The sequence below is a fragment of the Enterococcus sp. DIV1421a genome, from assembly GCF_051711025.1.
Classification (GTDB): Bacteria; Bacillota; Bacilli; order Lactobacillales; family Enterococcaceae; genus Enterococcus_B; species Enterococcus_B hirae.
Genome location: NZ_JBIOLU010000001.1, coordinates 2,352,426 through 2,372,368, shown reverse-complemented (window position 1 = coordinate 2,372,368; position 19,943 = coordinate 2,352,426). Strand labels below are relative to the sequence as shown.

The window sequence follows — 19,943 nt, the reverse complement described above, 5'->3', positions numbered from 1 at the left end:
ATGAAAGCATTGATCTCGATTGATTACACGTATGATTTTGTGGCAGATGACGGGAAATTAACGACAGGTAAAGCTGGGCAAGTGATTGAACAAGCAATGACGACTCACACGAAAAAGTTTATCGAAGAGGGAGACTTTGTGGTGTTTGCGATTGATGCGCATGACCCATCGGATAACTTCCATCCTGAAAATAAACTATTTCCTCCGCATAACGTGATTGGCACCAATGGTCGTGCCCTTTATGGTTCGCTACAAGCTGTTTACGAAAACGCCCAAGAACAAGCCAATGTCTATTGGATTGATAAGCGGCATTACTCTGCTTTTAGTGGAACAGATCTAGATATTCGGCTCCGTGAGCGGGGGATCACTGAACTCTATTTGACTGGCGTATGTACGGACATTTGTGTGTTGCACACAGCTGTTGATGCATATAATTTAGGCTATCAACTGTTTATTTTTGAAGATGCTGTAGCTAGCTTTGATCCAGTCGGTCATGACTGGGCACTACGTCATTTTGAAACAGTCCTCGGGGCAACGTTGATCAAGTAAATATATAATAAGCTTGTTAATGATTTGTGGGCCTAACTGGTTCATGAAGTAACCAGATCGTTCTGTCGTACGATAGAGTAAGTCAATACGGAAAAATAAACCGAAGGGGGACTGGGACAAAGTTGTCTCAACCTCTTCTTCGGTTTATTTTCTTTCATAATTTTGTAAGATTTTTTAAGTCAATCAATCAGTATCCATTTTAAGCCGATGGTTCGATTCTTTTCCAATCGCTGAAATAGCGGCTTTTATTAGGAGATAAAGAGTTGGTTTGCTAGTTTGTGCTTATGAATGAGTGGCAATAACTTATAGGTAAGCAAACTAGCTACGAACACAAGTAAGATATCGCAACTTAAATCAATCAATGTGGAAACTGCTAGCACACTGTAAAGAACATTCGTTTCTTTAAGGTAAAAGAATAAAATCAAGCATTTATACAACAGACCGATTAAATAGAGATAAAGTAATCCTGAATAGTTAATGATCAGGATTTTTTTTAATGGGAGCCATTTTCTGCGCCAGAACAATTTTGACAGTGTAGCTTGAATCAGTGGGAAAGTTGCAAAAGATAGTAGAAAGCCAAAACTAGGTTTAAAAATATAAAAAATACCTCCGCCACTAGCGAAAATCGGTAATCCAATGAGCCCTAGGATCAAATAACTGAATGTGACAATGAGCCCGTATTTTGTTCCTAATAAAGGATAAATCAGATAAATCGTTATAATTTGTAAAGATAAATAATCGAATAGTGGTAACGGAATCACTAGTTTTGCTGTGATGATCAATAAGGCCATCATCATCGCCATCATGGTGATATCTCGCCTATTTGTATACATTTAAATGCCACTCCTTACTAAGTTCTCTTTTTTTTGTTCTCGATTTTAACCAATGAGTTAAATCCTCTAAATAGGGTAATTTGCCAATTTGTGTGATTCCTGTCTTATCTGTCATCCATTGGCTTAAATCTTCCATGTCATTCTTTTCATTTGCTTTACTTGAATTAAAAACCAGACCTGCTATTGGAATGTTTTCGCTTTGTAATAAACTAGTCGTTAGCAACGTATGATTGATTGCACCTAAATAATTATCCGAAACGAGAATAACCGGTAATTGCAAAAGTTTGATCATGTCTAACATGGTTTGCGAGTCATTAATGGGAGAAAGCAGACCCCCTGCTAATTCAAAAATCGTGGGTCGATTTTTTTTCAAGACAACATTTGCTTTTTCCTTCAAGACAAGTAGATCGATCCATTGATGCTCTTTTCTGCTAGCGATATGTGGAGAAGCTTCTAATGACATTGAATAGAAATGAACAATATTTTGTTTCTCAATATGGCATGCTTGATAAAAATCTGTATCAGGAAACGGTCCTGTTTGGATCGGTTTCACGAGTAACGGTTCCTGATTTGTCAGATCACGTAAATATTCATAGAGTAAGACACTGATCACTGATTTTCCACAATCGGTATGAATCCCGCAAATAATATAATTATTCTTCATCACAGACACCAGCCACAACTAAACCTAAACGATCAAGCATTTTTTGATCTTCAGAAATAGGTGCTCCTTTCTCTGTCAAATAGTTGCCTAAAAAAATAGAATCCACGATCAATAAAGCAAATGGTTGGAGTTCTCCTAAATGAAACTCTCTTCCTGCACTTACCCTAAGTTCTGTAGTAGGGAATAGTAACCTCAGCATGGTTAAGATTTTTAAACATTTCATAGGGGTTAATTCATTGTGTTCCTCAAACATTGTTCCAGCAATTGGAAGTAAAAAATTGACTGGAACGGAATAAGGCTCTTGATCTTTTAAGTCAAAAGCCAGATCGACTAATTGTTCATCTGTTTCTCCCATGCCACAAATAAAACCAGAGCAAATATTCATTTTGTGCTGACGAAGTTTGTTTAATGTTTCTAACCGATCATCATAGGAATGGGTCGTTGTGATGTTTGGGTAATTATCTCGACTAGTATTAAGATTATGATTCAACCGATCTACTCCACACGATTTTAAATAATCAATTTGTTCCTCAGTAACTAAGCCAATGGATAAACAAATCTCAATCGACATTATGCTTTTGATCGTTTGAATTGCCTCACCTAAAAGGTGGATTTCTTTTTTTGATGGGCGTGTTCCGCTTAACGCAATGCAAAACACACTGGAATGATTCTTTTTAGCAATCAACGCTTTACGAATGATTTCTTTTTTGGGTAATAATCCATATGTTTCAATCGTTGCAGAACTTTTTTTTGATTGCGCACAATAACCACAATCTTCTCTACACAAGCCGCTCTTAGCATTCAGCAATGTATTCAGACGGATGATATTTTGTGACTTGTTTGTTTTGAGCTGAAGGGCTTGTGCATAATACCCCCATAAATTAGTTTTGTCTTTTAGTATCTCCAGACATGTTGTTTTTGTTAGCGGAACACAAGGTTCGAATAGATTTTCCATAAAAACACCTCTTTACTTTCGTTAACTAATTTTATTACAAAGGTTAACGAAAATAAAGAGGTAAATGAAATGATGCAGTTTTATGACTATTTATGGTCGGAAAGGGTAGATAACAGTAGAGAACAGTGAAGGAAGATGGAAGGATTTATTTTTCTTTATTAAGTGGAGTTGGTTTGTGGGTAGTCAAAATGAGCTTGGTAGAAAAGTAAATGATAATATTAAGAGAGGTTGAGACAAAAGTGTTCAGCATCAAGAAATAAGAAGGAATTTCCGAAAATTGACAAGAAACACAAAAACTCGTTTTTGATGTTGATTGTTACCTACTTGGTGCTTCTCAAATTTTTGGTAAATTTCGACAAATTTTCCGAAGATGCTACTTTTGTCTCACCGTGAACAAGAGGTCGTGAAAAGAGTGTTTTGACCTGAGCGCTCACCAAGTAAAAACTGCGACGAGTAATCGCAGGAGCATTAAGGATGGAAATCTCGAAACAGCTTCCCATGTTTTGAGATTTTTTGACTTATCGCCGAAGATCAGCTCTTTGAACACCGTGAATCAGAGGTCGTGAAAACATCGGGTAGCTCTGATGACAATAAGAAAGAATTTTTTGAAACAGCTCCTCATGTTTTGAAAAATTCAGGCTTATTGTTGAGGATTTGCTTCTTGAACGCCGTTTATCCGTTTTTAGAGATACTAGAAAAGACTGAGACAACTTTTGATATGCTCCCCCTATATAGGACACTGAAATATAAAAGTCCTGTATAGGGGGGATTTTGTATGCCGAAAAGAAAGATGAAACTCACTCCAGAAAAACGAGTAGAACTAGTAGAAAGCTATTTGAATGGTGAAGACAGTATGACCAGCCTAGCTCGCACTGCAGGCATTAGTTGGGCTGCTTTAAGTAACTGGGTTATGCTTTATGAGAATGAGGGGCCTACTGGCTTATTAGCAAGACGAAAGAATACACACTATACGATTGAAACAAAGATTCAGGCTGTAAATGATTACCTAAATGGTTTAGGGAGTCTGTCGGAAATTACTAAGAAATACGGACTAAGACAGTCTAAACAACTACGAAATTGGATAAAGATATATAATACTCATGGAAACTTCAAAACAGAAAGCGGTGGAAGTCAAATGAGTCAATCAAGAAAAACAACCTTCAAAGAACGGGTGGAAATTGTCCACTATTGTATTGTGCATGATCATAACTATGGCAAAACGGCTATCAAGTATCAGGTATCGTACCAACAAGTACGTAATTGGGTACTAAAATATAAGGAAATGGGCGAAGCCGGCTTAAAAGATCGTCGAGGACATCGAGCTGGAACAGAACCCAGTCGGACACCAGAAGAAGAAATGCGTGATCGACTGGCTGAACAAGAACGCAAAATTAAACTGTTAGAAATGGAAAATGACCTCTTAAAAAAAGTCAGGGAGTTAGAAAGGAAGTGGGACTAGACCTCATCCGTCATATCTTTGAATACCAAGCAATTAAGGAACTCCATGATCTCAAAAATTATTCGATAAAATTAATGTGTGATTTTTTACACGTCTCCAGATCAGCGTATTACCGTTGGTTAAAGCAACCAAAATCAGCTCAAACTATCTTTAACGAGCACCTGGCAGACCTAATAAGATACATCTATGAAGCAGATAACGACAAGGGGTATCGGAGAATCCGTGACGATTTGGTTCAAAACTTTGGTTTGCACGTCAATGACAAAAGAGTCTTGCGGATTTGTCGTAGTCTTCAAATTAAATCTACCGTCAAACACCAGCCAAGCGGAATTACTAAAGCGTCCAATAATCCTTATCATATTGCCAAGAACTATCTAAATAGAAATTTCCATGCAGATAAACCAAATGAAAAATGGCTAACTGATATCAGTGAATTCAAGTACACTCTAGGAAACCAAGTAAAAAAAATTTATCTTAGTGCCATTCTAGACTTAGCAGATCGGCGTATTGTTTCTTTCGTCATTAGCGATAGAAATGATAATAAGTTGGTTTTTGATACCTTTGACGAAGCGATTCGACTTGAACCTGTGGCTCATCCGCTATTCCATAGCGATCGAGGGTTTCAGTACACCAGTAAAAACATGAGAAATAAAATCAAAAATCAAGGGATGAAACAAAGCATGTCTCGTGTAGCCCATTGTATTGATAATGGGCCAATGGAAGGGTTCTGGGGAACATTGAAACGTGAAAAATACTATCGTCGTAAATTTACAAGACGCGAAGATCTCGTATCGATGATCGAAGATTACATCAACTACTATAACAATGGCCGTTATCAACGATGCTTGAAATCCAAAACGCCATTACAAGTTCACCAACAGCTTTTAATGGCAGCGTAATAATCGTATCTCTTAGATGGGTGAAATGTCCTTTGTTTCGCACATCTGAGGGATACGCCAACCAAGCGCAGCCGAGGTTTAAACAATGAAAAACAAAAGAACTGTTTGCCACAAAATTAGCAAACAGCTCTCTAAAAATTTTATTATATTTCCGTGTCCACTTGACGGGGAGCCAACCATTTTGTCTCAGTCCCTCGTAAAGAGAAAAATAGTGTTCAAACAACCGCTCCTTGAAATAAGTCAATTTTTTTATATGAGAGGTTGTTTCAAAAAATTTTCTTATTGCCATTGGAGCGTTTTTTAACTGTATTACCAGATATGCACTCGTTTTTCAGGTGGAAGATACATCGCGTCTTTTTCAGTGATCGCAAATGTGTCATAAAATTCCATCAAGTTTTGGGGTTGGATATTGGCACGTAATTTAGCAGGGGCATGAACGTCGATTTGTAACAACAATTGTTGGTATTCTTTTTTTGCTTTTGTCCGCCAAATCGTCGCCCAGCTGACGAAAAAGTCTGCTAGTGAGTGATCTGCTTCGGTTTTTGCTGCTTCTAAAGCACAACTTAGACCGCCCGCATCTGCGATATTTTCTGAAACAGTAAGCTTACCATTAACAGTACCATCAGCAAATGATAAGCCATCAAATTCTTCGATCATTGCTTGGGCTTTTTCTTGGAAGTGCGCTAGATCTTCTTCCGTCCACCAGTTATTTAAATTACCATATTCATCGAATAAGGCACCATTATTATCGAAGGCATGAGAGATTTCATGGGCGATGACAGCGCCGATCCCACCGTAGTTTGCTGAACTTGATTGTTCTAAACTGTAAAATGGTGCTTGTAAAATAGCAGCTGGAAAAACAATGACATTTCTGAAAGGATGGTAATAGGCGTTGACTGTATCAGCACTCATTTCCCATTCCGTCCGATCAACAGGTTGATTCCAGCGACCAAAACGTTCTTTCAATTCGATTTTGCTGAAGGCTAAAGCGTTGGAAAGCAAGGTTCCGCCTTCTTCTTGTGTCACTGTTTGGTACTTCGTATATAACGAAGGGATTTGGTCTGGATAGCCGACCTGAACTCCTAGTTTATCTAATTTGATGATCGCTTTTTTTCGAGTAGTATCGCTTAACCAGTTGTTTTTTTCTAAACGATCTTTATAGACAGAGATCATTTTTTCGATCATATGCTCAACATCTTTTTTGGCCGCTTCACCAAAGTATTTTTTGCCATAATAATCGCCAACGACTTGGTCAAATTGACCTGAAGCTAAGTAATAGGCAGCTTTTTTCTGCGGCATGGCTTCATCTGTGCCTGAGAGTGTCCGTGAGAAGATTCCGCTGATTTGTCTAAAGTCTTCTGATAGATAACTACTCAACGAACGAATCGTTCGGACGATCATCCAGCTTTTGATCAATTGAAAATGTTCTGTGGTTAGTAGTTCGCCTAACTGTTCAAAATAAACAGGATCCGTCACGATTACTTTATCCGGTGTGGTACCAATCAATCCCACTGTCAACTTTTCCAGATCCAGTTTATCGGTATAGTGGATGAAGGTGTCAAATGACCGGGGATTGTACATTTTGCTGTAATCCGCTTTTTCTTCCGCACTTTTAACATGAGGCGCAACCAATCGATCAAATTGGATGGCTTGTTCAACGATTGCCTCTGCTTGGCTTTTTTCTTTTCCGGTTAATTCAACGAGTTGGACCATCATATCAAAGAAAACGCCTAATAGTTGCGCACCATTTGGATGTTCTGCAGTATAGTAAGTTTTGTCAGGTAAAAATAATGAAGGGGGATAAGCAAATAATGCGTTTGTTTGTGCATTTTTCATATCCGCATCGACATCTAAGCTAAACGGTAAAGGTAAACTATCCAATGTCCAAGTAGGAAATTGTTGGTTCAAGTCTTCAAAAGATTCGATTTTTTCAATTCGTTCAATTAAAGGAAGCAACGGTTTAGCAGCTAACTGGTTTCTTCGATCATAATCATTAGCTAATTGATAAAAATGAAGAAAGTGACGCATCATATCTGATTGGACTTTATCAGGTTCAGCCAGCATATGATCAATATCTGTCATCAAAAGATCATCGATACCGTCAACTAAGTCCTGGAAACCGCCAGTGGCTGGTTTATCAGCGGGGATCTTGGCTGTTTTTAGCCATTCTTCATTCACAGCTTCAAAAAAGTCTTGCTTTATAAGTTCTTTGTTCATTCGGTTATCGCTCCTTTTTATCTAATGTTCCTATTATCATATAAAAACAGCGAATAAACAAATAGAAAGAGGAAAGAAGCACTTGTTGGGGTCTTGCCGTAGGCACAGCAGAACTAGTCTATCTGATTTGTTTTTCTCCTTATTTCACTTATAATAAAAAAGACGGAGGTGATTCGTTCTTGAAAACTGTATTTGAACAATCAATCGAATGGAATCTAGATGGTATCAAGAAACGGTTAAGCGCTGTGGAACAGTTGGCGATGAAGGATGAAGAAAAGGGTTACGCTTTAATTTTTGAAGATGGTAGTTATGTCATTCTAGATCAAAACAAACAACCAATAGAATACGGTCCTGCGAGCCACTCCTACCCAGATGCAAGAAAAGCTTATCAACTCGTACCGATGACTGAAGCAGAAGTCACCAATATTTCTCGTTGGCTTGCAGATAATCGTGAAAAAGCTTTGATTGCGCCAAAGGAAAACGGACAAGAACTTTTGGATTGTTGGGTGGGATTGCCTGAACAACGGTTTTTAAACTATAAAAATTGGCGGACACCGTCTGGCTATCTTTGTGGGACCTATGCTGCAACTGTCCTTATTGCTTATTACCAAGATTTTCAAAACGAATTGTTTTTCTCTCCAACGTTACGTGAAAAAGGAACGAAAGACCATGCGCAACTAAGTGAAGCATTACGCCAAGCGATCCAGCCGCTAGGACTTCCGACGGTTCCCGGTCAAGTCAGTCATGGTATCACGAAGTTTTTAAAACATACAGGAAATCGAGTGTCTGCTAGAAGTACGATGCTTGGTTCTTGGCAGCGAGCGACTAAACGGATTCGCCAAGGAAAACCTGTGATCTTAGGGGTGTTGAAAGTATTAGGGAGCACCTATGGCAATCATTGGGTCACTGCATATGCATATTATCAATCCTCTTCTGGAGAACGCTTTTACAAAGTTCATGACAACTGGGGCAACACGGATCAATTGATTCCTGCTAGTTGGTGTAATGGAACTGTTTCGCTGCCTTAAAAATTATTTACAGAAATTACCAGAAAAAATGGAAAAAATATGTTAAACTATCGAAGAAGAGAGAACAATAGGGAGGACAACATGAGTAAAAAGTATCAGGATGACACATTGAAAATCTTTAGCTTGAATGGAAATCGACCACTGGCAGAAAAAATTGCCAAGGTGTTTGGAACGGAGCTAGGAAAAAGTGTCGTAAAACAATTTAGTGATGGAGAGATCTCGATCAATATCGAAGAAAGTATTCGTGGGGATCATGTTTATATCGTGCAATCAACCAATCAGCCAGTTAATGATTATTATATGGAATTATTGATCATGATCGATGCGATGAAACGTGCCAGTGCAAAAACAATCAATGTTGTGTTACCTTATTACGGTTATGCCAGACAAGACCGTACAGCAAAACCACATGAACCGATCACAGCTAAATTGATTGCTAATTTGATCCAAGAAGCTGGCGCAACTCGTGTGCTGACATTGGATTTGCATACAGTTCAAGTCCAAGGATTCTTTGATATCCCTGTAGATAACTTATTCACAATGCCATTGTTTGCTCACTATTACCGAGAACTTGGTTTAACAGGTGACGATATTGTTGTCGTTTCACCAAAAAATAGTGGTGTCCAACGTGCAAGAAGTCTTTCTGAATATTTGAATAGTACATTGGCGATCGTGGATCACGCCGATGATGCAGATGAAAATAGTGGATATGTGATTGGCGATGTCCAGGGAAAAACATGTATCATGGTCGATGACATCTTGAATACTGGTGCAACGCTTGCTCGAGCTGCTAATGTTTTGAAAGAAAACGGAGCAAAAGAGGTTTATGCTTGTGCTTCACACGGCTTGTTGTCTATTCCTGCAAAACAAATTTTAGATGATGCACCGATTAAAGATATCTGCATCACTGATTCTGTATTTACTCAAGAAGAACGTCATCCTAACAATTTAACGATTGTTACTTGTTCAGAGTTGATGGGAGAAGCGGTTAAACGAATTCATGAAAATACACCAATGAGTCCATTGTTCCGTCTAGAAGAAAAAGTATTTGATTAATCATTTTTTGTTATGTGATGAAATAAAATTCGTTCGACAATCGTGGTAGCACGAATTGTGGAACGAATTTTTTTCTAAAAGTTGGGAAACTATCCTGGTTTAGTGATTGTTTCTTTGGTAACTTGCTTATTTTATGCTAGAATGTGCCTAGTTCTATTTGGAAGGGATGAAAGAAGTTGGAAAAAATCTATTTGGATCATGCAGCGACGACGCCCATGCATCCCTACGTCATTCAAGAAATGACCACAATGATGCAAGAAACCTTTGGGAATCCTTCGAGTATCCATGGCTTCGGCCGAATTGCCCATGAAAAGTTAGAAACAGCAAGACAACTTATTGCTGATAGTTTACAAGTCAATGATCATGAAATCATTTTTAATAGTGGAGGGACAGAAGGCGATAATACAGCGATCCTTGAAACGGCTTTTTCACGAAAAAAAGACGGGAATCATTTGATCACTACCGCTATCGAACATCCTGCTGTCTTGAATACAATGAAATATCTGGAAACACAAGGCTTTGAAGTCACGTATTTACCAGTAGATGAAAAAGGCAATATTTCACTAACTGACTTTGATGAAGCATTAAGTGATGAAACGATTTTAGTCTCGATCATGTTTGGGAATAATGAAATCGGGAATTTGATGCCAATCAAAGAAATCGGCGAACGGTTGCGGGAACACCCTGCTTATTTTCATACCGATGCGGTTCAAGCTTATGGGAATCAGACGATTCATCCAAGGGAGTTAGGTGTTGATTTACTTAGCATCTCTGCCCATAAAATCAATGGACCAAAAGGCGTAGGATTTTTATATAAAAAAGATGGCATAAATATTCCTTCACTACTTTTAGGTGGAGAACAGGAAGAAAAGCGGCGAGCAGGTACTGAAAATCTCGCAGGTATCTGGGGAATGGCGCAAGCGGTCAAGCTTCTAACCGCTGAAGAACGTGAAGCTCGAAGTGAAAAATATGCTGGATTCCAAGAATTGATTTTGAATACCTTGGAAAAAGAAGGAATTTCTTATCAAGTCAATGGTGATTTAAACAACAAATTACCACATGTGTTAAACCTTCGATTACTTGGTGTTGCGAATGACTTACTTTTGATGAAGTTGGATCTTAATGGGATTGCGATATCTACTGGGTCAGCATGTACAGCTGGTAATATCGAACCTTCGCATGTGCTGGAGGCAATGTATGGGAAAGATACACCAATCCTTAAAGAATCCATACGAATCAGTTTTGGTTACGGTAATACCAAAGAAGAAGTCCAACGTTTTCTTGATGTATTGATCCAATCAATCTAAGTTGGAAAAAACCTAGTAAATGATGCAAGAAACTTTTATAATAAAAGTAGAAATCAATTTACCGAGGTGAAAATCATGGCATTTGAAAAAACAGCCACAGTTTTAGGAGCAAAAACAAGTTATCGTTTACATCCAGATGCAAAACGTTATACATTGAGAGACAATGGGTTTACCGAAACAAATGGCGGCAACTATCAGTTGATCCGTCCGCTAGATGCAACCCCACAAAGCAAAGAAGGGTTTAAACTAAAAATCACTGTTTCAAAGGATATCCAAACACTAAAAATGTCTATTACGACAGCTAACGGATTGAAAGCAGTCAATATTTTTAAAGACGACCGACAAAAAATGAGTCAAGATAAATTTTATTTTTTGATGGATGGTATGATCAGCCGAGGATTATTTGAAAAAGTCTAAGGAAGTCTAACGTATCTATCATTGTTGCCAGTAAAAAAAGCAAAGAGAACAGCTAGTAAAGCTGATTTCTTTGCTTTTTTACTATCTATTGAAACGGGACAATCGCTAGAGAATAACCATTCCTCTATTCTACTTTTGTCCACTCATCTAAGGATTTACCATTTTCATCAATGATTTCTAACCAGCTGTTTGTTCCACCGAAGTAGAGTAACAGACTTGCTTCATTGACGCTTTTGACGATAATATCTTTGATTGTTTTATTTCCTACAATGCTATCTTTATAATCATCACGTAATTTATCCCCATATTTTGCCGCATAACTGACGGAACCGTCTTTATTTAAAGGAGCTTCCGCTAATAGTATAGCCCCCTTTTTGATCAATAGTTCATTTCGACTGATCCAATAAAGTGTTGCCTGACTGTTTCTAAAATTAACGGTAAAAGGGATCTCACTAACTTCCTTTGTCCAACGATGTCTTGCTTTTGCCGGCTTTTTCTTTTGAGGACTGCTTTTTTCTAAAGAGTAACCAAATACTGCCAAGATTTTTGTGATTTCTTCGACTGGTTCCGCTAACTTTTTGACTTGTACTTGAGGGATCGTTTCTTTTGCGGAATCATCGATTTCTACTGTCAATCCCGTTGATTCTGCCTGTTCTTGAAGTAGGTAGCTTAGATGACTGGCTTCAAGATCCCAAGGAAGTTGAACCAATACGATGTGATCCCAACTTTTAGGTGCCACGGTTTGACCGATTGCGATACATTGTTTGTTTTTGAAAAATAGATAAAGTGAATGATCAGGTAGAGCTGGTTTTTCTTTTGTGATAGTCATCTTCCCATGTTCATTTGGTAACGTAATCTCGATTGCTGAAGGAGTCAGAGTAGTATGAAAGCTGATAGGCATAATCAATACCTCCTGTTTTTCCTTAAGTTTACCATGATTTACTTGTGATTACTTTTTTCTAGCATTGTACACAATAGGCAATGGGAACAATGAATAACCGCTTTTTAGTTAAACAGACAATCACTTTTGCTAGAAAAAGAGCTAACATTTGTTTAATTCTTTGATGTTGTTTACCCTAAAAGAAAAGGAAGTAAGAAGGGATCAGTATGAATTTTTTTATTAGTGATATGCACTTTTTTCATAAAAACTTGTTAGGCAAAAATGATTTTGCCCCTCGTTTATTTGCTAGTGTGGAAGAAATGAATCAGCAACTAATAGATAGTTGGAATAAAGTTGTCAAAGAAACCGATCACGTGTATCACTTAGGCGATCTGGCGATGCACCCACAATATGAAAAAGGTGGCCAAGACATACTGGAGTTGGTGCAACAACTCAATGGGACAATCCATTTGATCAAGGGGAACCATGACAGTCGTGCTTTTTTCAGATATTTAGAAAAACATGATCCAGGAAATAAGACCGGTTCAAAAAAATTTTATTTTTATGATGTCGGAACTATCATCAAATTCAATCATCAGCAATACTATTTGACTCATTATCCAATGTTGTTGGGATCAAACGATAGTATCCGTAATCTTCATGGACATATCCATCATTATAGTGTACCGATCGGTAATGATGTGAATGTCGGTGTAGATGCGCCAGAAAGAGAACTGTTGAAAGTGCAACAACCCTTTGGCACCCCATTATCAGAAGATGACATTGAAGAAATTTACGAAGCCAAACAACAAGAATTAGCACGTCTTCAACAAAAATAAGAACGTAAAACATTTCTGCTAGTCTAGAAAAAATAATCCTCTTAAGTTCGCTGTTAAAGCGACCTTAAGAGGATTTTTAATCATATGATGGATAGTGATTTTTTTGTTCAGTCTAGTCCTTATAAAATGCAATAGACATATTGACCATTGTCATTATACCCTTTAGAGACTGTTGCGGTACCTTGATTTAGTTTGCTCACGTCTTGCGCGATATCTTTTGAATAAACGATCAAAGTTTTTTCTGTCGTATGTTGATTCAACCAATCGATCCCGTAATCAACTGTTTGGTTCTTGATGATATTGTTGTAATATTTGCCGTATTTTTCTTTAGCTTCTGCGGTCATATGGTAATCATAATTCAGACCATAGCCATTTCGGTAAGCGACGGCAGTTGAAAAAGAACCATGGAATCGCAGATACGTCGCATAACGATAGGTGCCATTTTCTAGTTTGACTAAGGCGTAAAAATTGTTGTAGAAATAATACCAGCCACCCGCCATTTTATTATGAGAAACATCGGCATTTAAGGGATTAGGGTTGCTCAATTCATAAAGTTCATAGATCGACAAGTTATCCGTATAATCAAACCGTTGTTGAGTAAAAGCCGGTGGCGTATGAATGATTTGATTGACTTGATAACTATGGATCGGATGAGCTTTTTCGGCGATTTTCGTATAACTAGGATTGTAACTTAAGTGATTAAAATCGGTCGTGATATCTGAAGAATAGACGACCTCAAAGGAACATTCGGTATAAACGTTGATCCAATTCATGACGTAGTTCGCCCTGTCTTCTGGAGTGACCATTTTGGGAATCACAGGGATTTTGGGATCTGCATATTTTTGTTCGGCTTCTTTAGTTAACTGGAAGTTGGCAAAAGCATTTAATTGCGCCACCACTTTCCCAAAAACATTACGACCTAAAGTCAATTCCGTGCTCCGGTAAGGTTTATGGGTGTTTTGGTCGATGGCGATGAAGTAATAGTCATTTCTTAGGTTGTGCATGTTAGAAGTTTCACTAAAAGTAAAATCGGCCAGTTCGCTACCAGATACTCCAATTGGTGAACTGATAATATTTTGCAAGTAATATTGATAATCTACAAAGGAAGGGCTGGTTTCTTTCACTTTATCCGAGTGTTTTATTTCATTGGGAGAAACGATATCTGATTCCAGTATATTTTTAGCTTCTAGATCGATTCCTTGAAACCGACTATCATTTTCATCAGTTATTTCATCGATTCGTCCATCAGGTGTAGCATTCATATAAGCAGCCCAGACTAACATAGAGCAATACCAGTCTTCTCTATTCGATGTTCGATCTCGGTTAATTGTATCTAATCCTAAATGATACGGCTTTCCTAGTTGATCACGCATAAATGTAATTGCCGCTTTTTTCTGTAGAGTGGTAGCTTCCGGGACTCGTAAAATCGTTGCTTCAGTATAATCAAATCGTTGATCATCTAATACTCCATAGACCACTCCTCCTGCCTTATCTGGAAGGCCCTTACTTTTATTAGTTGCTTCGATAGTCCGAATATATCGGAAAGTTTCTGCTTTCCCATTAATCATATGGGTTTCTTCATAAATTCCTTCGACAATCATCACATGATGAAGAAAGTAGAGAGTTGGTAGGATTTCAGCCCGATTTTCCTCAAAAATAATGTCCCCTGGTTGCACGGTATTCAATAAATCATAGGTTCCGTAAGTCGGCTTTTCTTCAAAAGTAATATTGTCTAATGAATTGCCGATATTAAAGGACCACAACGGAGCGATTTTTGCTAAACGTTCTGCTTCTGCTGGTAAATATTGGTCGTTGACGGATTGCAGATACTCTTTTAATTGGTCTTCGTCTGACAAGGTATCTTTCAAGGTGGTTTGCTGATAATAATTAGCGGTGAATTCTTCAAAGGTTTGATCGAAGGAAGCGTATTCATTTTTGAAAAAATCATAGTATTCAGTCAGTTGTTCATCAGTTGTGATATCTCCATGGGCATTGGTGACAGGAACAGCAAACAAAAGTGTCCATAAAAAGGTGACAATAAAAAATAATTTAAATTTCACGGGTATTCCTCCTAATTTTTATGATAAAATAATAACATATAAAAAATAATCTAGCATCTATAAACGCTCGTTAGTTATGTTTTTTATTGACGTGAAATACGAGACATAACAGCTAGAATGGAATAAATTAAAATAAGATTGTAAGCGTTGTTATTTTGTTTTTATGATAATGACGGAGTTTTTTTGTTGTTTTTGTAGCTTTTATTTAGGGTTTTATAGAAGGGGGAATAAAAAAGAATATAACCTAGTTAATGCGTATAATGATTATTTGTTATTAAATTTTAGGTTTTATTTAATTTAAGATAACATTTTTTAAATAAAAAAGTTTAACCTTTTTGCTGAATCTAGATTTTGTAATCGATTATTTCTAGAAAAAATGGTAACAGGGTAGTTTTTTTAATAAATTTTTTTTTCACAGATTATGATAATTCTATTTTACTTTGTTCATTAATATAAAAGGAGAAGATGAGAATGAAGGCTTATCTAGTTGGTTTGGTGCTATCCATGGCGGTGTCTCTTAGGTATGTGACAGCGCTTTACATGTATTATCTTGTTCTTAAAACTTTGGTTCCGTTCTTTCTTATCATGGTGTCAGGATTGGTCGGTTTATTTTTTGCTACATTTTTAAAAAATTAGTTAGGAAAATAAAAAAGGAGTGGTACAAATGCTATCGCTAGACAGTAAAACGTGTATAAAGGTTTCAAGAAATTTCTTAATCGGTAGTTTTTTCTTAATGATGTTGATGATTGTTGGTTTGCTTGGTAAAGTTTATGGATTTATTCCGTTAAGTGATCTTCCAGAAGGAAGTCTGATGATTTTCTATTATCTTAGCTGTTTGCTCAGTGGGCTCAGTTTGATTTTTTCTACAGGTGCGCATTCAAAAATTTTAAAACGGACAGCGGCGATTGTCCATTTTAGTAGTGTTTATTGGTTTTCTCTCTTTATTTTTGCTTTTCTTTTCCATCTACTTTTTTTTATCATTCTTTATTTGTTCCTAGCTATCGTTTTACTGACAGCAAGCAAGCAGAAATGGCTAGCAATCACTTTCTTCGGGATACCGATGATTATTTCAATTGGCTTTTTTATCAAGCTCAATTACGAACTAATCCTTTATGGGGGGGAATGGTCATGGGACACCATTGGATACATAGTCATTCTTCATTTATCAGGTTTAAGTGGTCTGATTCTTTCAACGCAACTCGATAAGGGAAAAGCCAAGTGGGTACTTTTGGGTATTAATTATTTATTTGCAACTTATTACCATATCTACATCTTTCTTCATTGAGACGTCTTACATACATATCGATTACTGGAAAGGAAAGTAGCTTGTTAGAATATAAAAAGGTTTTTTGTTAGAAAGGAGTAGTATGGATGTTGTCGCTAACAAGTAAGACCTGTACGAAGTATTCTATGATTTTCTTCGTCTGTAGCATTTTTCTAGGTACATTATTGGTAATGAGGGGCTCTGTTGGGATAATTGTGAAATCTTTTCACAACCTTTCAGAAGTAAGTTTAGTGTTCATCTATTGTCTTTGCTTTTTACTCAGTGGACTTAGTTTGTTGTTTTCTACCGGAGTGTATGCCACCCCTTTAAAAAAATGGACAGCTATCGTTCATTTTGGCTGTCTTTATTGGGTTTTATATATTTTTATCGGTTTTATTGGCATTCAAAGATATGATTTAATTGCCTATTTGCTACTAACAATTTGGCTACTGAAAAAAAAGGATCAGAAACGCGAGGCGATCATTTGTTTGGGATTGCCAATGGCTTTGTCAGTCGGACTTTTTATAGAGATCAATCTAGTGTTCATCTATTATCTTTGTTGTTTACTCAGTGGACTAAGTTTACTTTTTTCTACTGGTGTGCATTCAAAACTTTTAAAAAGATGGGCAGCTTTCATTCATTTTGCTTGTGTTTTTGGAGTCGTATTTATTTTTATCGGCTTTGTTAGTATTGCAAGATTTGATTGGCTTATTGCGCTAATTGCTTATTTGCTACTATCTATCTGGTTACTGAAAACAAAAGATCAGAAACGAGTAGCGATCATTTGTTTAGGATTACCAATGATCTTGTCAGCTGGCTTTTTTATCAGGGTCCACTACAGTTACCTTACCTCTGGGGATTATTTGCGTACGCTTGGATTTTTGATTTTACTAAGTTTGTCTGGGTTGGTTGGTCTTATTCTTGCGGCGAACCTCAAGAACGAGAATAGAAAAGTCAAGTGGGTTCTCTTAGGGATCAATTATTTTTTTGCAACCTATTTCCATATCGTCGTTTGGATTTTTGGTCTATAACTATCAGGTATTTGACAAAGGCAAGTGTTTAGGAGAGATGGGTATTCTTATTAAAAATACTAAAAAATGTGTTTGAAGAATGAAAAGGAGAGAAGAAAATGATCCCATTAAAAAGTAAAACCTGTACCATCATTTCATTTGTTTTGTTAGCGTTATCTTTTAGTGTTGCTTATGTTGGCTATATCCAAACAGATGAGCTTAATTTTCTATTGTTAGTGAGGATTACGTGTTGGTTATTAGGTGGCGCTAGCCTTTTCTTTGCTACCAAGATCAAATCTAATTATCTAAAAATAGTAGTGATCCTTCTAAATTTTATCAGTCTCTATAATTGGCTGTATAGCTGGCTTGATAATTGGTTTGATATTTGGCGAAGATTTAATTGAATCGGTTTGGCATTTTTAAAATTATTGAAGGAGAAAAGATGAAAAAAATAGTTGACCATAAAGGGCTATGTCTTGCTATGATTCTATCGATTAGTTGTTTCCTAACGCTGTACTATATTTATGATTTTTACTTAGATATCGAAGGGTTATTTTTAGAATTATTGATGATTATTCTTGGTATTACAGGAATTTACTTATCAATGAAGATCCGACAGACACGTTGGCGATGGTTCTTATTAGGGATCAATTATTTTTTTTTGCTACCCATTTGCAAATACTTGTCGTTTTCAATACCTTTGTGAAATTTTTTTGGCAATGAGCGTAAAAATAAGAGCAAACGAACTTAAATGAGTAAGAACCAAGCAATGAACGGTGAGAGAAATGTTTCTATTGAAATTAGATCCAGTCTATAAAAAAGGAGCTGTGTGGATGATTTCAAAAAATAGTAAAACCTGTACGATTGTTTCGTTGGGGGTGTTAGGTAGTTGTATCGCTTTAGGTGTTGTGCCATTCGTTATAAAGGAACAAGCAGCGTGGTTGCTCTTATCCTATTATTCTTGTTGCGTGTTGAGTGGAGTCAGCTTGATTTTTTCGAGAGGTAGCCGGTCTAATTCTTAAGAGGATTCGTCGTGATTGTCCATTTTCTTTGTGTCCATGGACTTGCCATTTTTATCGTTTTAGGACTTTTTATTTTTGAACCCTCTGGTTGGTTAATAATTATGGTAGGATTGTGCTATTTATTTGTATCAACGATGCTATTTTTTAGTTCACAAAAAAAATGGGGAAAAATGGTTATAGTTAGTTTACCATTGCTATTTTCACTTGCCTGTTTTATTTGGGGGAATTACTTATTAGCTGGACATTTTTCTTGGGAGATAATTGGGGCGTTGATTTTACTGACTTACTTTGGCTTGATTGGACTTATTCTTTCCGCACAACTCGAGGATGGAAAAATTAAGTGGGTATTAGTAGGCATTAGTTACTTCTTTGCTACTTATTTTCACGTGGTTCTTTTGATTAACGAAATTTTTTGGCTATAAGGAATAAGTTAGGAGTGGGGGAAAAGCAAAAAATTAATTGGCTAACAGGTAGTAATTAGTTCTTCACCACCTACTTTAAGCAATTTATTTATTAATAGAAGGCTATATTTTTTAGGAATATCCCTTGGTTTTATTATGCTTATTGTACAAGATACAACGTTGATTTTCTTATGCGATCGATTGTTTCTTGTTGGAGATGTAGTAGAGGGAGCTTGCTTTTTTTGAAAGTATTGCTTCTCAAGGATTAAAAAGATTAGTGATTATACTTAATCTTATTTGTATCTATGGTTGGATTTGGCTTTATTGTCATAGCGGATGAAAGGAGGAAAAAAGTGAATAAAAAATTTTATTTAATATGTCTAGGTTTGTCTATGTTTTGGTCAATTAGTAGCTTAGTATGTGTGCATTTTTATTATGGAGTAAATAGCCCCCAAGGACTGTTTTTAATCATGAGTATGATTATACCTGGAATAATTGGGCTCTACTGCTCCACCAAGGTTAGCCATCAAAAAATAAGAGGGATCTTACTTTTTACCAACTATCTATTTTTTACATATTTCAATTTTATGCAACTTATGGAAATTATAGGTTATTTACTTAACTTTTTACAAAACAAATAAACAAAAAACATCACTTTTATTTCAAAGGAGAAAAAAGATGCCGTCATTAAAATTAAAAAAAGCTACAATGCTAACATCGTTTTTGTTACTTAGTCCGATTGTTTTGACTAGTTTGTACTTCATTCCACGTATCAACAACTATCATTACGTCTTTTTTATATTCGTGATGATGAGTTGTTGGATCATCGGAGGGGTTAACTTGTTTTTATCCACAAAAATTGAATCCAAATTCTTAAAAAGAATCATTATTTTCCTTAACCTAATCTGTATTTTGGGCTGGCTTTTTTTTGGGGGGTGAAAAAAATGATACAAATTGAAAAGAAGAAAAATCATTTTATTTAATGTATCAGGTATATCTTTTAACAAAGATGGTGCTATTAATCCTCAATTATTTGTTTGCTACTTATATTCTTTCCTTACGCTTATTTTCTTCATGTGGATA

General features: G+C 36.6%; 20 protein-coding genes. 14 read left to right on the top strand and 6 right to left on the bottom strand.

The annotated features are described in order from the left end of the window. Positions 1-549: a cysteine hydrolase family protein gene (locus IGK21_RS10750; RefSeq protein WP_034699886.1), complete on the top strand. Its 549-nt coding sequence runs from the start codon at positions 1-3 to the stop codon at positions 547-549. A 248-nt stretch (positions 550-797) separates the two neighbouring features. Here the strand turns inward: IGK21_RS10750 and IGK21_RS10745 are convergent, their stop codons facing one another. The 3 genes from IGK21_RS10745 to bioB are packed head-to-tail and all read right to left on the bottom strand — an operon-like array spanning position 798 to position 3,001. Then, complete coding sequence (locus IGK21_RS10745) at positions 798-1,382, bottom strand: biotin transporter BioY (RefSeq protein WP_010737130.1); 585 nt, start codon at positions 1,380-1,382, stop codon at positions 798-800. Further along, complete coding sequence (gene bioD / locus IGK21_RS10740) at positions 1,369-2,046, bottom strand: dethiobiotin synthase (protein ID WP_034699883.1); 678 nt, start codon at positions 2,044-2,046, stop codon at positions 1,369-1,371. Before bioD ends, IGK21_RS10745 begins: the two co-directional genes overlap by 14 nt. Next, positions 2,036-3,001: a biotin synthase BioB gene (gene bioB, locus IGK21_RS10735; protein ID WP_034699881.1), complete on the bottom strand. Its 966-nt coding sequence runs from the start codon at positions 2,999-3,001 to the stop codon at positions 2,036-2,038. Before bioB ends, bioD begins: the two co-directional genes overlap by 11 nt. 775 nt (positions 3,002-3,776) lie before the next feature. On the opposite strand from bioB, the gene IGK21_RS10730 reads away from it, so the two are divergent. After that, positions 3,777-4,460, top strand: coding sequence for a helix-turn-helix domain-containing protein (locus IGK21_RS10730; protein WP_034700759.1), 684 nt, complete (start codon positions 3,777-3,779; stop codon positions 4,458-4,460). Then, complete coding sequence (locus IGK21_RS10725; protein ID WP_197538272.1) at positions 4,451-5,359, top strand: IS3 family transposase; 909 nt, start codon at positions 4,451-4,453, stop codon at positions 5,357-5,359. Before IGK21_RS10730 ends, IGK21_RS10725 begins: the two co-directional genes overlap by 10 nt. 309 nt (positions 5,360-5,668) lie before the next feature. Here IGK21_RS10725 and IGK21_RS10720 read toward each other — a convergent pair whose 3' ends face one another. After that, on the bottom strand, positions 5,669-7,576 hold the full coding sequence (locus IGK21_RS10720; protein WP_034700650.1) for a M13 family metallopeptidase: 1,908 nt from the start codon (positions 7,574-7,576) through the stop codon (positions 5,669-5,671). A gap of 179 nt (positions 7,577-7,755) precedes the next feature. On the opposite strand from IGK21_RS10720, the gene IGK21_RS10715 reads away from it, so the two are divergent. From IGK21_RS10715 to IGK21_RS10700, 4 genes are all read left to right on the top strand, one after another. Further along, complete coding sequence (locus tag IGK21_RS10715) at positions 7,756-8,604, top strand: hypothetical protein (protein ID WP_010720819.1); 849 nt, start codon at positions 7,756-7,758, stop codon at positions 8,602-8,604. Positions 8,605-8,685: 81 nt separating this feature from the next. Next, on the top strand, positions 8,686-9,660 hold the full coding sequence (locus IGK21_RS10710; RefSeq protein ID WP_034700648.1) for a ribose-phosphate diphosphokinase: 975 nt from the start codon (positions 8,686-8,688) through the stop codon (positions 9,658-9,660). A gap of 176 nt (positions 9,661-9,836) precedes the next feature. Further along, the gene (locus IGK21_RS10705) at positions 9,837-10,967 is read left to right on the top strand and encodes a cysteine desulfurase family protein (protein WP_034700646.1); all 1,131 of its coding nucleotides are present in this window, start codon (positions 9,837-9,839) and stop codon (positions 10,965-10,967) included. Between the two features lie 75 nt (positions 10,968-11,042). Next, a complete protein-coding gene (locus IGK21_RS10700; protein WP_010720816.1) occupies positions 11,043-11,384 on the top strand; it encodes a DUF1831 domain-containing protein in 342 nt (113 codons plus the stop codon). A gap of 124 nt (positions 11,385-11,508) precedes the next feature. Here the strand turns inward: IGK21_RS10700 and IGK21_RS10695 are convergent, their stop codons facing one another. Next, complete coding sequence (locus tag IGK21_RS10695) at positions 11,509-12,285, bottom strand: hypothetical protein (RefSeq protein WP_034700645.1); 777 nt, start codon at positions 12,283-12,285, stop codon at positions 11,509-11,511. Between the two features lie 206 nt (positions 12,286-12,491). Between IGK21_RS10695 and IGK21_RS10690 the strand changes: the two genes are divergently transcribed. Further along, complete coding sequence (locus tag IGK21_RS10690; protein ID WP_034700644.1) at positions 12,492-13,103, top strand: metallophosphoesterase; 612 nt, start codon at positions 12,492-12,494, stop codon at positions 13,101-13,103. Between the two features lie 119 nt (positions 13,104-13,222). Here IGK21_RS10690 and IGK21_RS10685 read toward each other — a convergent pair whose 3' ends face one another. After that, positions 13,223-15,163, bottom strand: coding sequence for a YiiX/YebB-like N1pC/P60 family cysteine hydrolase (locus IGK21_RS10685; RefSeq protein ID WP_034700643.1), 1,941 nt, complete (start codon positions 15,161-15,163; stop codon positions 13,223-13,225). Positions 15,164-15,827: 664 nt separating this feature from the next. Between IGK21_RS10685 and IGK21_RS10680 the strand changes: the two genes are divergently transcribed. From IGK21_RS10680 to IGK21_RS10655, 6 genes are all read left to right on the top strand, one after another. Next, positions 15,828-16,448: a hypothetical protein gene (locus tag IGK21_RS10680; RefSeq protein ID WP_034700642.1), complete on the top strand. Its 621-nt coding sequence runs from the start codon at positions 15,828-15,830 to the stop codon at positions 16,446-16,448. Positions 16,449-16,678: 230 nt separating this feature from the next. Continuing rightward, positions 16,679-17,458, top strand: a complete 780-nt coding sequence (locus IGK21_RS10675; RefSeq protein WP_252703171.1) for a hypothetical protein — start codon at positions 16,679-16,681, stop codon at positions 17,456-17,458. Between the two features lie 98 nt (positions 17,459-17,556). Beyond that, positions 17,557-17,841, top strand: a complete 285-nt coding sequence (locus IGK21_RS10670) for a hypothetical protein (protein ID WP_010720808.1) — start codon at positions 17,557-17,559, stop codon at positions 17,839-17,841. A 38-nt stretch (positions 17,842-17,879) separates the two neighbouring features. Next, on the top strand, positions 17,880-18,143 hold the full coding sequence (locus IGK21_RS10665; RefSeq protein ID WP_051641786.1) for a hypothetical protein: 264 nt from the start codon (positions 17,880-17,882) through the stop codon (positions 18,141-18,143). A gap of 127 nt (positions 18,144-18,270) precedes the next feature. Beyond that, positions 18,271-18,459, top strand: a complete 189-nt coding sequence (locus tag IGK21_RS10660) for a hypothetical protein (RefSeq protein WP_181915102.1) — start codon at positions 18,271-18,273, stop codon at positions 18,457-18,459. 11 nt (positions 18,460-18,470) lie between these two features. Next, positions 18,471-18,881 carry a hypothetical protein gene (locus IGK21_RS10655; RefSeq protein WP_181915101.1) on the top strand — a complete coding sequence of 137 codons (411 nt, stop codon included), beginning with the start codon at positions 18,471-18,473 and terminating at the stop codon, positions 18,879-18,881. Positions 18,882-19,943: the final 1,062 nt, after the last annotated feature.

Coding starts and splice junctions, on each gene's coding strand:
- bioB (WP_034699881.1), bottom strand. CDS start 3,001: ATGGAAAATCTATTCGAACCTTGTGTTCCGCTAACAAAAACAACATGT.
- IGK21_RS10680 (WP_034700642.1), top strand. CDS start 15,828: ATGCTATCGCTAGACAGTAAAACGTGTATAAAGGTTTCAAGAAATTTC.
- IGK21_RS10695 (WP_034700645.1), bottom strand. CDS start 12,285: ATGCCTATCAGCTTTCATACTACTCTGACTCCTTCAGCAATCGAGATT.
- IGK21_RS10730 (WP_034700759.1), top strand. CDS start 3,777: ATGCCGAAAAGAAAGATGAAACTCACTCCAGAAAAACGAGTAGAACTA.
- bioD (WP_034699883.1), bottom strand. CDS start 2,046: ATGAAGAATAATTATATTATTTGCGGGATTCATACCGATTGTGGAAAA.
- IGK21_RS10690 (WP_034700644.1), top strand. CDS start 12,492: ATGAATTTTTTTATTAGTGATATGCACTTTTTTCATAAAAACTTGTTA.
- IGK21_RS10670 (WP_010720808.1), top strand. CDS start 17,557: ATGATCCCATTAAAAAGTAAAACCTGTACCATCATTTCATTTGTTTTG.
- IGK21_RS10710 (WP_034700648.1), top strand. CDS start 8,686: ATGAGTAAAAAGTATCAGGATGACACATTGAAAATCTTTAGCTTGAAT.
- IGK21_RS10745 (WP_010737130.1), bottom strand. CDS start 1,382: ATGTATACAAATAGGCGAGATATCACCATGATGGCGATGATGATGGCC.
- IGK21_RS10750 (WP_034699886.1), top strand. CDS start 1: ATGAAAGCATTGATCTCGATTGATTACACGTATGATTTTGTGGCAGAT.
- IGK21_RS10700 (WP_010720816.1), top strand. CDS start 11,043: ATGGCATTTGAAAAAACAGCCACAGTTTTAGGAGCAAAAACAAGTTAT.
- IGK21_RS10720 (WP_034700650.1), bottom strand. CDS start 7,576: ATGAACAAAGAACTTATAAAGCAAGACTTTTTTGAAGCTGTGAATGAA.
- IGK21_RS10665 (WP_051641786.1), top strand. CDS start 17,880: ATGAAAAAAATAGTTGACCATAAAGGGCTATGTCTTGCTATGATTCTA.
- IGK21_RS10660 (WP_181915102.1), top strand. CDS start 18,271: ATGATTTCAAAAAATAGTAAAACCTGTACGATTGTTTCGTTGGGGGTG.